15 protein-coding genes and 1 riboswitch are annotated in these 14,112 nt (G+C 41.4%); of the genes, 2 read left to right on the top strand and 13 right to left on the bottom strand.

What is annotated here, in order from left to right:
- Nucleotides 1-10 precede the first annotated feature (10 nt).
- From lipA to CSV68_RS09185, 10 genes are all read right to left on the bottom strand, one after another.
- Complete coding sequence (gene lipA, locus CSV68_RS09225) at nt 11-976, bottom strand: lipoyl synthase (RefSeq protein ID WP_099634512.1); 966 nt, start codon at nt 974-976, stop codon at nt 11-13.
- A gap of 241 nt (nt 977-1,217) precedes the next feature.
- A complete protein-coding gene (locus CSV68_RS17065) occupies nt 1,218-1,355 on the bottom strand; it encodes a methionine/alanine import family NSS transporter small subunit (protein ID WP_233190445.1) in 138 nt (45 codons plus the stop codon).
- Nucleotides 1,356-2,876, bottom strand: a complete 1,521-nt coding sequence (locus tag CSV68_RS09220) for a sodium-dependent transporter (RefSeq protein WP_099661979.1) — start codon at nt 2,874-2,876, stop codon at nt 1,356-1,358.
- A 160-nt stretch (nt 2,877-3,036) separates the two neighbouring features.
- On the bottom strand, nt 3,037-4,605 hold the full coding sequence (locus CSV68_RS09215) for a Na+/H+ antiporter NhaC family protein (protein WP_099634514.1): 1,569 nt from the start codon (nt 4,603-4,605) through the stop codon (nt 3,037-3,039).
- Nucleotides 4,606-4,797: 192 nt separating this feature from the next.
- A riboswitch (Lysine riboswitch) is annotated at nt 4,798-4,973 on the bottom strand.
- Between the two features lie 55 nt (nt 4,974-5,028).
- Nucleotides 5,029-5,796: a sporulation protein YunB gene (gene yunB, locus CSV68_RS09210; RefSeq protein ID WP_099634515.1), complete on the bottom strand. Its 768-nt coding sequence runs from the start codon at nt 5,794-5,796 to the stop codon at nt 5,029-5,031.
- Between the two features lie 47 nt (nt 5,797-5,843).
- Nucleotides 5,844-7,223, bottom strand: a complete 1,380-nt coding sequence (locus CSV68_RS09205; protein WP_199168514.1) for a bifunctional metallophosphatase/5'-nucleotidase — start codon at nt 7,221-7,223, stop codon at nt 5,844-5,846.
- Between the two features lie 5 nt (nt 7,224-7,228).
- A complete protein-coding gene (locus CSV68_RS09200) occupies nt 7,229-8,053 on the bottom strand; it encodes a sulfite exporter TauE/SafE family protein (RefSeq protein WP_099634517.1) in 825 nt (274 codons plus the stop codon).
- Entirely contained in the window at nt 8,053-8,913 is an 861-nt protein-coding gene (locus tag CSV68_RS09195) for a DUF72 domain-containing protein (protein WP_099661978.1), read from the bottom strand. The genes CSV68_RS09200 and CSV68_RS09195 overlap by 1 nt, the downstream gene beginning before the upstream one ends.
- Before the next feature lie 172 nt (nt 8,914-9,085).
- Entirely contained in the window at nt 9,086-9,442 is a 357-nt protein-coding gene (locus tag CSV68_RS09190; RefSeq protein WP_199175022.1) for a rhodanese-like domain-containing protein, read from the bottom strand.
- Nucleotides 9,443-9,606: 164 nt separating this feature from the next.
- Nucleotides 9,607-9,843 (bottom strand): glutaredoxin family protein, encoded by a 237-nt coding sequence (locus CSV68_RS09185; protein WP_099630793.1) that lies wholly within the window; start codon nt 9,841-9,843, stop codon nt 9,607-9,609.
- Nucleotides 9,844-9,973: 130 nt separating this feature from the next.
- Between CSV68_RS09185 and CSV68_RS09180 the strand changes: the two genes are divergently transcribed.
- Nucleotides 9,974-10,327: a hypothetical protein gene (locus CSV68_RS09180; RefSeq protein WP_099634520.1), complete on the top strand. Its 354-nt coding sequence runs from the start codon at nt 9,974-9,976 to the stop codon at nt 10,325-10,327.
- Between the two features lie 77 nt (nt 10,328-10,404).
- On the opposite strand, the gene CSV68_RS09175 is transcribed toward CSV68_RS09180, so the two are convergent.
- Together CSV68_RS09175 and CSV68_RS09170 are read right to left on the bottom strand one after the other, a co-directional pair.
- A complete protein-coding gene (locus CSV68_RS09175; protein WP_099661976.1) occupies nt 10,405-11,382 on the bottom strand; it encodes an NAD(P)H-dependent flavin oxidoreductase in 978 nt (325 codons plus the stop codon).
- A gap of 167 nt (nt 11,383-11,549) precedes the next feature.
- Nucleotides 11,550-12,023, bottom strand: coding sequence for a MarR family winged helix-turn-helix transcriptional regulator (locus tag CSV68_RS09170; RefSeq protein WP_099661975.1), 474 nt, complete (start codon nt 12,021-12,023; stop codon nt 11,550-11,552).
- A gap of 197 nt (nt 12,024-12,220) precedes the next feature.
- Here CSV68_RS09170 and CSV68_RS09165 point away from each other — a divergent pair, with 197 nt between their 5' ends.
- Nucleotides 12,221-12,643 carry a PaaI family thioesterase gene (locus CSV68_RS09165; protein WP_199168523.1) on the top strand — a complete coding sequence of 141 codons (423 nt, stop codon included), beginning with the start codon at nt 12,221-12,223 and terminating at the stop codon, nt 12,641-12,643.
- Between the two features lie 56 nt (nt 12,644-12,699).
- On the opposite strand, the gene sufB is transcribed toward CSV68_RS09165, so the two are convergent.
- Entirely contained in the window at nt 12,700-14,097 is a 1,398-nt protein-coding gene (gene sufB / locus CSV68_RS09160) for a Fe-S cluster assembly protein SufB (protein ID WP_099634523.1), read from the bottom strand.
- Between the last annotated feature and the right edge of the window lie 15 nt (nt 14,098-14,112).

The raw sequence follows: 14,112 nt of genomic DNA, 5'->3' as shown, positions 1-14,112 counted from the left end.
TCACTTCCATTTAACTGCTCGCTTGTCCTTCAAGTTTTAGCAGTTCTTCACCTTGGCGCTGTTTCTCTTTAGCCGAAGCATTAACTTGCTCGTCTGCGTGGTAGCTTGAACGCACAAGCGGCCCCGCCTCACAATGAGAGAATCCTTTAGTCATTGCGATCTTACGCAATTCACCAAACTCATCGGGCGAATAATATTTTACCACTTTAGCGTGTTTTTTTGTTGGTTGTAAGTATTGACCAATTGTCATGATATCTACGTTGTGTGCACGAAGGTCATCCATTGTTTCAATAATTTCTTCCACTGTTTCTCCAAGTCCGACCATTAATGAAGACTTCGTCGGGATCTCAGGATACATATCTTTTGCACGTTGAAGTAACTCAAGTGAACGATCATATGTTGCACGCGCACGAATCCTCGGAGTGAGACGGCGTACTGTTTCTATATTATGGTTCAAGATATCTGGTTTTGCATCCATTAAACGTTGCAAGTTCTCTATATCCCCACCCATATCCGAAGGCAACACTTCAATAGAAGTAAATGGATTTTTTCTACGTATCGCTCGAATAGTTTCAGCGAAAATAGCCGATCCTCCATCTTTCAAGTCATCGCGTGCTACAGCAGTTACAACAGCATGTTTCAAATTCATCAATTCAACGGATTCCGCTACGCGTTCCGGCTCAGCGGTATCTAGTTCATTAGGTAAACCTGTTTTGACTGCACAGAAACGACATGCACGTGTACACACAGCACCTAAGATCATAAAGGTAGCTGTACGACGCTCTCCCCAACACTCATGAATATTTGGGCAACGTGCTTCTTCACATACGGTATTCAAGTTTTTCTCGCGCATTAATTTCTTTAAACCTGTATAATTCTCGTTGGTGTTTAGCTTAATCTTCAGCCAATCTGGCTTTCTAATATGCTCAGATTTTCTTCCTGTCTCAGGTTTGCATGACAACGCTACCGACTCCATTCTGTTGATAGATTCTACTCATGTCAATGTAACATAAATTCAGATAACCTTCAATTATAGTTGACACACATTGCAAGCAATAAGGTATGCGAGTAGAAATTTGGAATAAGATGACCGATTTTGTATTTTCATTGCAGTCGTGAAGGTTTTCTTAATCGTATGTCTCTGGACACTTTCCCAAACGCATATTCACAATAAAAATACACCTGCAACCAAGTTTCCGGTTGCAGGTGTAAATCGTTTACTGTTCGATTTTGAATTTCTTTCTGAATTTACTGAGGATCGTAGCGTAAAAGATGCTAATAAATAGACCGCCCCAGATGATCGTCACGCCGAGTAGCATCATGAGGATTGCAGAGCCGCTCATTCCTGTATCCATTTATAGCCCCCCTTTATCTTCATCATAGTCTGATGTAATTCTTGTGTTGTCTCTCCATTTTAGCGATGTGAATACGATCGACATAACAAATGCACCAATTGCAACTGGCCAGCCAATTGTCCATAAGAATGACGTTGGATATCCTTCGTAATTTTCAGCGATATTGTCTTTGATTAGGAAGAATAACATCGTACCCAATACTACTGGTGTGATGAATGATAGCGATACTTTCCACCACCAGCCAAGACGAATATCCGATACTGCGTTGGCATGCTGTTCGAACAATCCGAGTTTCCGGAATACCCAAGCTAGTAAGACGACTTCGACTAAACCGATGACTGCGATACCGAATTGGTTAATGAAGTAATCCGCTACGTCTAGGAAGTATAAACCTCCATTTGTAGCGTATAGCAAAGAAATCACTGCTGAAAGCCCGACGCCAATAGTTACTGAACGACGTCTTGAAATATTGAATTTATCTGACATACCTGCGATATATGTTTCAGTAATTGAGATTAGTGAAGTAATACCCGCAAGTGTCAGTGACAGGAAGAAGAATGCGCCGAACAGGCCGTTTAATCCTGGCATTTGATTGATAATTTCAGGGAACACGACGAAGGCCAAACCTACACCGGCTGTCGCAACGTCTGCTACTTCCACCCCTGAATTCGTTGCCATGAATCCTAGTACTGCAAATACTCCGATACCCGCTAATAACTCAACAGAAGAGTTTGCAAAACCTGTGATAAATGCGTTATTCGTAATATCTGACTTCTTTGGCAAATAACTAGAATACGTAATCATGATAGCGAATGCGATCGATAAACTGAAGAAGATATGTCCATATGCTGCAACCCATACACGTGGGTTCAGTAATTTATCGACATCTGGCTTAAAGAATGCATCCAGTCCAACCATAGCTCCATCTAGTGTGATGGCACGGATGACGACGAATAAGAAGAGTATGAATAGAATAGGAATAAATATTCTGTTCGCTAATTCGATCCCTTTCTTTACTCCACCGATCAAAATGATATAACAAAGAACCCAGACGAATAGTAGTGGCAATGCCACGCCCCCTACAATTCCCCCGACATCTCCTGGATTATCGGCCAATTTCAGAACATCACCGAAGAAGAACGCTTCAGGTTCTTTCCCCCAAGATAAGTTAAATGAATAGATCGTGTATTTCATTGCCCATGCAATGATCACGGCATAGTAGGTGGAAATAACGAACGAAACGAAAATCCCCCACCATCCTAAGAACTCTGCTTTCTTACCGTTTAAACGGAAGAATGATAGAGGTGCTGATCCACGGTATTTATGACCAATTGTGAATTCCATGATCAGAATCGGGATACCAGCTGTTAATAATGCAAATAAGTACGGGATAAAAAATGCGCCGCCGCCATTTTCATAGGCTACATAAGGAAAGCGCCAAATATTTCCAAGTCCTATAGCTGATCCGACCGCAGCCAGTATAAAACCTGCTCTCGTTCCCCACTGTGAACGATTTTCCATACAACTCACCTCTTTTTTTGTTATTTTACAAAACTTTCACCATTCGATTTATTCAGATAATTCTAGTTCCGTATATTTAGTATAAACAGCCCAATTAGAGATGTCAAAACAAATTTAGACTAAGAATGAAGTAATTATCACTCTTAGTCTAAAAGGTAAACTATGCTATTTGTTCTGTGCGTTTCTTTCCTTTTGCGTTCAAGTACGTAAATAAAACTATTAGGGTAATAATAACAGCTACTAAACCGATCCAGACAGAACCAGTTAGCCCAAGAACGATGTACCCAAGGGCTGCTACACTTGCCGCAACAAGAGCATAAGGCAACTGGGTAGATACGTGATCCATATGGTTACAACCTGCTCCAGTAGAAGATAAAATGGTCGTATCAGAAATCGGTGAACAATGATCTCCGAATACCGCACCTGCAAGCACCGCTGCCAACGCTGGTAATAATAATTCTGGTGCCGCATTGACCATGATAGTACCCGCAATCGGCATCAAGATACCGAAAGAACCCCATGAAGTACCTGTCGAGAATGCCATTAACCCTGCTAATACGAAGATTAGTACTGGAAGGAAAGTGACTGGAATATTTAATTGCTCTACCATAGTAGAAAGGAATAATCCTGTATCTAGGGAAGCGATTAGTTCAGTCAATCCCCAAGCAAAGATTAAGATGAGAATGGCAGGCATCATCGCTCTCACTCCGCTAATAAATGCGCGGCCCATCCATGAAACACTTGCTGTTTCGTTCTTTTTCATTTGTAAAATATATAACAACATAGCTAGCAATGTAGCTGTTGTACCACCAATTACCAAAGAAAATGGTACATCAGTATTTTCAAAGATTGCCCAAATATCGAAAACGCCTGCTTCTTTATAGCCTGTGAAGATCATCATACCAAGCGTTACCGCAATCAACGTCACGATTGGTGCAACCAAATCGCGAACTTTTCCGTGCGTATGCTCAGGGAATTCTTCTTTTAACTGACCTGGTATTTCTTTAGATTGGTCAAATAGTTCCCCTTCATTCATTGCACGATCTTCATGCTTCTTCATTTCGAAGAAGTCATTATTCGTCCAAGCGAAGAAAAAGACCATCGACAATGTCGCAATGACATAGAAGTTCATCGGTGCCATCATAATGAATGCAGTTAATGGTGAATAACTCACCGCTGCTGTCGTACCTAAAATAAGTGCAAGTTGTCCAATTAAGAATGCGCCCCAACTAGAGATGGGTGACACGACACAGATCGGTGCCGATGTAGAGTCAATGAAATACGCCAATTTCGCACGAGAAATCTTGTGCTGGTCTGTAATTGGTCTTGCAATCTGTCCAACTGCCAAGGCATTGAAATAGTCATCTACAAAAATTGCAATTCCAAGCCCCATCGTTAACAGCTTTGCCCCACGTTTTGTACGGATACGCGTGACAGCCCAGCGTGCAAATGCAGCGCTTCCTCCAGATAGGCTGACAAATGCCGTAATGACACCTAGTAATAATAGAAATAGCATAATAAATATATTGTATGTATTGAGCCCGCCATCCCAAAACGAAACTGTCATGGCTCTCCATACACCTTTTAGTGTTTCGAACGGAGCAAAGTTCGCTAAAAGTAAAGCTGCTGTAACAATTCCTGCTCCTAATGATAATAATACTCTCCTTGTTGCTAACACCATCACGATGGCGATAATAGGAGGTAAAATAGAGACCCATGTTCCGATCATTGTAATTCCTCCTCTTTCTAGTTGCTAGATGAAATCGAAATGCAGAAGATCTTTCGAAGAGTGGAAAGCCGATACTATCCTGTAATTCCTTCATTTCCCGATAAAAAAAGCCAACTCCACAGGCAATAGCATACGTGTAGGAGTCGGCCAGTCAATTGATCAAGCAATACATTCATAAATCGCAGTACAATTGGCAACTGTAGCTCTCCATACATTTATCGCTGTATGACAGTGTCATTCCTCTTCGAAATGACCCCAACTTGAGAAGTTGACCCTTCTCAAACTTCGGCATTGCCTCCTTTCGCTCGCGGTCCTAGATGTCACTCTCTCGCCAGTTACTTATAAACAATGCAGCCTCTACGTAAGTCTCGATATTCTTCTATTCCTAGTGTAGCAATAATCGACATTGTTCACAATAGCCTTTTACTCCGTCTTCTCAAGCGGGACTTCGATTTGTGCTGGCGTTTGTTCTCCTTTCGAATAAATTTGAGGTACCTTTCCTCTTATCAAGCCAATCGCAATCGGTATTTTCTGCTCTACTACACTCCTACTTGTTGCTAGCGGTACAATAATCTGTACATTGACTTGTAACATTAGATACACTTCCACATACGCATTATTGATACCAAATTCACGAATATCAGTTTCTACTGTTGCATGTACATCTCCAACGACGTGGAAGCGGATAGGGATTTTCGGCCCCAAGTTACCGAGCAACGGAATATTCGCTGCTTGCCCAATTGGAACAAAAAACACAATACCTTGTTCTTTTTCCATGCGATCTGGATTATACTCGAGATCTCCGAGTGGCGGTAACATATCCAAATCTCCGCCTTCTGCACGCTCTAGATGATTTTCTACGAGCTGATGAATTTCTGACATAACCTGGCTAATGATTTCTGCGTTAAACTTAGTCGTCACCGTATCTGTTGTATCATCGGGGACGTTTTCGATAATTTCATTGACATCGTAAACACTGGTGGTGCGATTATTAATGGCTTGACTGATGACATGACTGGCTATTTTTTGCGTCTGCACTTCAGCATATTGTGTGTATATTGGCGTTAGCTGTTTGTTGACCGTATAGAAAAACATCGCCACTCCCACCAAAATGCCCGGGATGACAAAGCGCAGTATGATTTTGCCATAGTTATGTTTCTTTGGCCGTTTTTGATTCGTATAAAACCGCATAAATACGCCTCCTACTTCACATTATGCGAAATAGGAGGCGTACATAACTAGCGTTCATTGAAATATTTTTTTCCATACCAACCGAGAATATCGCGAAGCATTTCTGGCATGATGTATTCTTTTTTAGCCTCTTTTAGTAATGGATAGAAAAAGCCAAACGTGAACATATCAAGTGTTGCCAACCTATACATCTCACCTGGCACGACCAAACGGTTTCCTGCAAATAATTGCCCGCTCGTGTTACGGTATAAGTGCTCATGTATCATGCTACCCATTAGCGTACCACGAAAACCTAGACCTTTTATTGGAAGTTCCGTCCACTTTGGGTCGAGTGACTGCTCGTAGATTGTCAGCAGATCAGTACCATCCAAATGGATAAGACATGGGTTGATAGGATGTGGCAATAAAGAGTGTAAATCCCCTCTTGTTACCCAACCTTTATCTAAACTACCGAGGAATATCCCTGCGTTAAACAACGCACAGTCGGCATCCAGATACGTCAGTAATGCACGGCCAAACAGCGAGGATAATGGACTTTCTCCTGAAAGGCGCTGTGATAACGGAGAAGGATTATAAAACACCGGTACTTCAAGAGTCTCTTCCCCTTTGGCAAATAAGCCATTCACTTGTTCAATATCCTCTTCCGACATTTCCATCATCTGTGTTGGAAAAACTTCTGCTTTCATATGAACGACTTGGCCCGTTATGCGGTCTACATCGACTTGGACATGACCGATATAGTGACCGAATTTTTCAGCTGCCGCAAGTAGCGTATCGTCAACCCACTCACCATTCGGTAATAAATGATGCGTGTGTGCCCCTAAAATGACATCGATCTCCGAACATTGCGAAGCCAATAGACGATCTTCATTGATTCCTAAATGGGAGAGACACACGATGACATCGCATTCTGGACGCAAGCTGCGTGCCATTTCCTGCAACGCTGCATGCGGTTCAGCTACACTCCAGCCAAGTTGTTCATAAAAGGCGTAGTATGGAGCTGTAGCACCTATGACACCGATGCGCACACCTTCTGTAGTCTCAAATATTTTAGATTTCTTCGCCCAGTAAGGCACCTTACCGTCCAGTTCAGTCAAGTTACACAGCACTACATCAAAGTGCGCATCTTCATATAATGTATTCAGCGCACCCTTAGACATAGTGATACCTTCATTATTGCCAATCGTCACGGCATCGTATCCTGCTTTATTTAATAATTCTATATTTCCTTTACCTTCTGTTCCTTCGGTAAACGGATGAGATCTGTCAATATGGTCTCCAATATCAAATAGAAAACAAAACTCCCCATTGGCTTCAGCCTGTTGCTTGCGCTCTTTAAGAAAGTGCTGGATTTGTGGCCAGTTTTCGAAATGACTATGGACGTCATTCGTATGATAAATGTGAATCGTCGCTACCGTTTCCTTCATATATGTCAACCCCAAATCCCCTCATAAATGGAACGTAATCCAAAGATGAGTAAAATGATGCGTATGACTAAAACTACTGTTTCTGACTTCATTTTGCTATTTAAATAGGCTCCTAGCATGCCACCGAAATAGGCTCCCGGCACAACAGGAATCGTATAAAGCCATGGTACATGACCGAGTGAAATATGCGAAATCGAGTTGACGATAGCTGATAAGAATACCATGAGCATCGATGTCGCGACCGCCACATGTGGTGGGAACAAGAATAGTAAAATCATGGCTGGAACGATCATCGTACCGCCACCGATTCCGAATAATCCTGACGTAAATCCAATGAACAACGCCAATAGAATGGCAAACCAAATGGGATATCCATAGATATGCGTTTTACCTTGAGGATCAGTAAACTTGATCTTTTTTCCGTTATCTACAAACCACCTAATCGGCTTCAAATATTTCCTCGTTAGTAACAGTGTAGATAAAACAATGAGCAATATACCAAAATATAAATTAAATGATTGCAAACTTACGTTTTTATTGACCAATGCACCGAGTACGATACCTGGTATACTCGCAGCAAAAAATAGAAAAGCACTGCGATAATCAATTGTCTTTACCTTCATATAGGATAGTGTCGAGCCAAGTCCATTCGCAATCATCATGATGACCGACAGGCCAACCACACTTTGCGGTGTAATATCAGGAATCATTCCAAGATTTAATCCGACAAACAATGTGACCGGAACCAAGATCGTTCCGCCACCAAGACCGGCAATTGAACCGATAATACCGGATGCCAAACCAATTAAGGCGAGTGCTACAAATTCCATTAGAGATCCCCCTCAAATAAATCCATTTGCTTAGTGAGAGGTTGACCGTATTCTATGTTGAGTAATCCCGCGAATTGTTTGGCATTCTTCGCCGCATGCTGTCCAGAGTTATTATTAAAAATGACAAACACTTCTTCTGTCTGCTTCTCTAGATGTGTAACGATGTCACTCATACTCTCTAACTCTTTATCATTATAATCATAAAGATAGCGGACTTTTCGCCATGCTTTACTATCTCCCATCGTATTGACCCAACCTTTATCATTACGTCCATGGAGTCGTAACAGCACTTTCTCGTCGGTCGCAACCGGGACGAGTGGCACACTTCCATCCCCTACTTGCGGCTCATCACAGACCACATGGATGACGTGTAAGCTCTTCAGAAAATCGAGTGTTTTTTCTCGATATGCTGGAGAGTACCACGTTTGATTGCGGAACTCCACTGCTATCGGTAATGGATGTAATTGTTCATGCACATAGCGAATACGATCCACGTTTTCTTTCTTGCAGTCAAACCAAGGCGGAAACTGCACCAGTACCATCGCAAGCTTTCCTGCCTCAACAAACGACGTTAGCGACAGCTTAAACAGCGAGAACATCTCTTCTTCAGAATCATAGGGAATCTTCCCACGCTGATGACCTGTAATGCCCTGATACGCTTTCACGACGAATTGGAAATTAGCGGGCGTTTCCTCTGTCCACTTATCCATTACTTTCTTTGATTGAATCGCATAAAACGTCGAATCTAACTCGACGATTGGAAAGTGTTTACTATAATCTACAAGTTTTTTATTCGCCACTGTATGCTCATTATATAGGCTTGGATGGTCTCCCCACCCTGTCAGGCCAACATGTATCATGGAAAGCCCTCCTCTTTTTATCTTTAGCTTAGTGTATCATATCTTATGTATTATCGGAAAAATCGTACGTACTGACTTGGCTTTCCCCTCAACTGGATTTTGCTGAATCAACTCGATTTCATTACCAAGTAAAAAAGCGTCTCGAGATAGGATCCTCGAAACGCTTCTTCTATCATGAACCTTGCCACGCGCTCATTCCACCGCGTACATTCGTTACATTCACGAACCCTGCCTTCTTCAGCTGTGTTGCCGCATTTGAACTGCGCATGCCGCTTTGACAGATGACAATGACTTCTTGGTCTTTCTTCAATGTTCCCATTTTATTCGAAAGCACATTTAATGGGATATTCTTAAATTGCTGTATATGGCGCCCTTTGTATTCAGCAGGTGAACGTACATCGATCAACTGGACGTTTTGATCTTTTAGTCTATCTTTTAATTGTTCAGTTGAAATTGTTTGCACACCTTTTGCAGGCTTCATTCGCCAAACTACTAAGCCGACGACAAGTGCTATGATGATCCATCCCATAATTGGTGCCTCCTATTAGTGAGTCCATTCTATAATGACGAGGATTACACCCATCACCATAAACGCTAGGTTGCCAATACAAAAGCGCGGAAATAACTTCTTTTCCATATTTTCGGCTGATTGAATTGTACAGCTTCGCTTGAATACAATCTGTTTGAATTTATTCATGCATCCAGTGCAGCGTGAATACTTGCTGGGTCAAAGCCAATAATCCATTTCCCATTCAACTGCGTTTGTGGAACGCCCATTTGTCCCGTTAACTCCATCAGACGCTCTCCCTCTGCCGGATTCGTAGAAACATTAATCGTCTCGTAAGGTACATGGATTTCGTCTAGATAATTCGTCATCATCGTACAATACGGACAAGTAGATGATACATATACAGTTGCTTTTTCAGACATGTAAAAAGCTCCCTTCCATTCGTTTATATATGTATTATATACCCCTCTAGGTATAAAATCAATGAATTGATTTAGCGTTAGGATGGCACTTAGTGTTCTTGAAATACATGCTAATAAAAAGAGTGAATGGATGAAAATGAGCGACGTTCTATTACAACAAATATTTAGCGAAATGAAAAGCATTAAAACTGACGTCTCTGTGATTAAGTCAGATGTTGGGACACTTAAGTCGAATGTCGATGCCCTCAATACAGAAATGTTAGAAGTGAAAAAGAAACAACAACTGACTGATAAGCGCTTGTCTTCAATTGAAAGTAAACAGGATATTATCTACAAGCAAATTGGATCTTTATCTGAACCACAAATGAAAACCCTCTCCTTACTCAAACAACTCCAATTAGATGTAGAATTCAGCTATCAAAAGACCGCGATGAATGATTTAAAAATCAGCCGTATTGAAACGCATTCCGTTCACAACTACTAAGTAAGCAAATAAAAAACAAGCGTGTCAGAATCGACATACTTGTTTTTTATCGCGATACGATTCACTTTTTCTCCATATTACCTGCTCGCTGTGTTCACTCTATCTCCAACTAGCTTATCCTTTGCCTCGTTGTATTGCTGCGCTAATTGTGCAACATAATCTTTTGTCGGTTGTACTTTATCGACCACACCGATTCCTTGTCCACAGCCCCAAATATCCTTCCAAGCTTTTTGACCCGCATCTCCACCAAAATTCATTTTACTTGGATCACTTTCAGGCAAGTTCTCTGGATCTAAGCCCGATGCACGGATCGATGCAGCCAGATAATTTCCGTGTATTCCGGTGAAATAATTACTATATACAATGTCATCCGAAGTTGCGTCCACGATGGCCTGTTTGTATTCTTCAACTGCTCTTGCTTCCTCAGTGGCGATGAATGGAGACCCGATATACGCAAAGTCTGCTCCCATTGCTTCAGCAGCTAATACGCTACCGCCAGTTGCTATAGAACCTCCAAGTGCTAGTGGACCATCAAACCATTCACGGATTTCTTGAACGAGTGCGAACGGACTTTTTGGACCCGCGTGCCCGCCTGCTCCTGCTGCTACGGCGATTAATCCATCCGCCCCTTTTTCAATAGCTTTCTTGGCAAACATATTATTAATGACATCATGCAAAACAATCCCGCCGTAACTATGTGCAGCCTCGTAGACATCTTCTCTTGCACCTAGAGATGTAATAATGATAGGAACTTTATACTTCACACACAGCTCCATATCTTCTTGTAATCTTTCATTGGACCGATGAACGATTTGGTTAATCGCAAAGGGTGCAGCTGGTTTAGTAGGATTTTTTGCATTATAATCCGCTAATTCTTCCGTAATCTCAATCAACCACTCTTCGAATTGCGAAACCGGTCTCGCATTTAATGAAGGCATAGAACCGATTACTCCTGCTTTACACTGCTCAATTACCGTCTTAGGATTACTAATAATAAACATTGGGGAAGCAATCACCGGAAGACTCATACTTTTTTTCAATTCTACTAGATTCATCAATAACACTCTCCTTTTATCGTAAGCGCTTTCAAATTGTATTCAGTGTCTGTCAAGAACGTCCACTCTCCGCTCTTCATAACTACCAAATCTTTGATACATGTATATACATGTATTTTACTTGATTTTTTTGAGTTGTCAATCAATTTATGAATGAATGTTCATTTTTATGTGGATGAACTTTTGAAGTCGTCTATCACATTTTGTAATGCGTCCAACTTCTCTAGTAAATCCATATACTCTGCTTTACCGATAGAACCTTCAATTTCTTCCTGTACTCGTATCCAAATAGGCGTAGCGTCATTTAATTTTTCGTACCCTAATTCCGTTATCGTGACTACTTTTGTTCGTGAGTCTTGCTCTGCCCTTTTGATTTGTACATATCCTGAATCATTTAAAATATTCAAGTTACGTGTTACGGTCGTTTGATCCAACAACATTATCTCGCCCAATTTACTAATCGAAATATCGGGTGAAGTATAAATATTTCCAAGCATATAATACTGGGTGATTTTCAATCCCGTAGGTTTCAACAGATGATTGTACAATTGCGTAAGTGAACCCGATACCGTACGCAGATTAGCACTGGCGCATACGTCAATAATATAAGCAGCTTGCTCCTGATCCAAATCTTTTTTCATGAAATGCACCCCTTCCTTAAAAATGAATATAGCCATGTTTCAGCTATCCTTGACAATTTATCCTATTCTAGATTAGTCTACATGTAGCATATTAACTTTTGCGTTGGTTTCTCGATAGAATGAGTAGTATGCTCCAACTGTATGTATGTATATACATGTATTGGTAGTATATCATGGAAATGGGGGTAAAGAGGATGATGAAAGAACTTAATTTATTGGACGGTATTGATTTGGAACAGACGCTGATTGGTGCATTGGGAATTAGCTTTAAAGAACTAGATCCCGACAAAGTCGTCTGTGAAATGCCAGTTGGACCGAAAACTGTTCAGCCTATGGGATTACTACATGGTGGCGCTTCAGTAGCACTCGCTGAAACAGCTGCTAGTATTGCCGCTGCCTTAAACGTAAATCCCGAAACACATTATCCCGTTGGCCTCGAAATTAATGCGAATCATATACGAGGTAAACAGGATGGTGTAGTGACTGCTACTGCCATCCCTTTTCACAAAGGGCGTACATCGATGGTATGGGATATTCAAATCACGGATGAAGAAGAAAAATTAATTAGTGTTTCTAGATGCACGATTGCTATTGTTGAGAAGAGAAAAGATAGACTATAAAAATGTCTACAAAAAAACCTGCCGCATCATGTAGATGCGTGCAGGTTTTTGTTGTTTTATCCGATGGAACCTTCCATCTCGAACTTGATCAAACGGTTCATCTCTACCGCATATTCCATCGGTAGTTCTTTCGTGAATGGCTCGATGAAGCCCATAACAATCATTTCTGTTGCTTCCAATTCAGGAATACCACGGCTCATCAAATAGAAGAGCTGTTCTTCAGAAACTTTTGATACTTTTGCTTCGTGTTCCAATGAAATATTGTTGTTCAAAATTTCATTGTATGGAATCGTATCTGAAGTAGATAGCTTATCCATGATCAACGTATCACACTCAATGTTGGCACGAGCTCCGTCCGCATTACGTCCGAAGTGGACAATTCCGCGATACGTTACTTTTCCGCCGTGTTGAGAGATTGATTTTGAAACAATAGTAGAAGACGTGTTAGGTGCCAAGTGCATCATTTTCGCGCCGGCATCCTGGTGCTGTCCTTTACCTGCTAATGCGATGGATAGAGTCAGACCACGTGAGCCTTCACCTTTTAGGATGACTGCTGGGTACTTCATCGTCAATTTAGAACCAATGTTACCATCAATCCATTCCATTGTCGCATTCTCTTCACAGATTGCACGCTTCGTTACCAAGTTGTAGACGTTGTTCGCCCAGTTTTGGATTGTCGTGTAACGGCAATACGCATCTTTTTTGATAATGATTTCAACAACCGCACTGTGTAGTGAGTTCGTTGTATAAACAGGCGCTGTACAACCTTCTACGTAGTGAACGCTTGCGCCTTCGTCTACGATGATCATTGTACGCTCGAACTGTCCCATGTTTTCCGAGTTAATACGGAAATAGGCTTGTAGCGGTGTTTCTACTTTTACGCCAGGTGGTACATAGATAAATGATCCACCAGACCATACAGCAGAGTTTAACGCTGAGAATTTATTATCTGAGTTAGGAATTACCGTACCCCAATACTTTTTGAACAACTCTTCGTTTTCACGAAGTGCAGAATCTGTGTCTTTAAAGACAATTCCTAGATCCGTTAGTTCTTCTTTCATATTGTGGTAAACCACTTCAGATTCATACTGTGCAGATACACCTGCCAAGTATTTTTGTTCTGCTTCAGGAATACCTAGTTTATCAAACGTACGCTTGATTTCTTCAGGTACTTCATCCCAAGAAGTTTCTGCACCTTCAGATGGTTTTACGTAGTACGTGATTTCATCAAATTTCAATGAATTCAAGTCTCCGCCCCATTGTGGCATTGGCTTACTGTAGAAGATCTCAAGAGATTTCAGACGGTAATCCAACATCCATTGTGGTTCATTTTTCATTCCAGAAATTTCTTCTACGATTTCGCGTGTCAGTCCACGTTCTGAACGGAACACCGAGACGTCCTTATCACTGAAACCATATTTGTAATCGCCGATTTCCGGCATCTGTTTTGCCATTACTATTCCTCCGTC

The organism is Sporosarcina sp. P29, assembly GCF_002743265.1.
Taxonomy (GTDB): domain Bacteria; phylum Bacillota; class Bacilli; order Bacillales_A; family Planococcaceae; genus Sporosarcina.
This window is presented reverse-complemented; position numbering and strand designations above follow the sequence as displayed.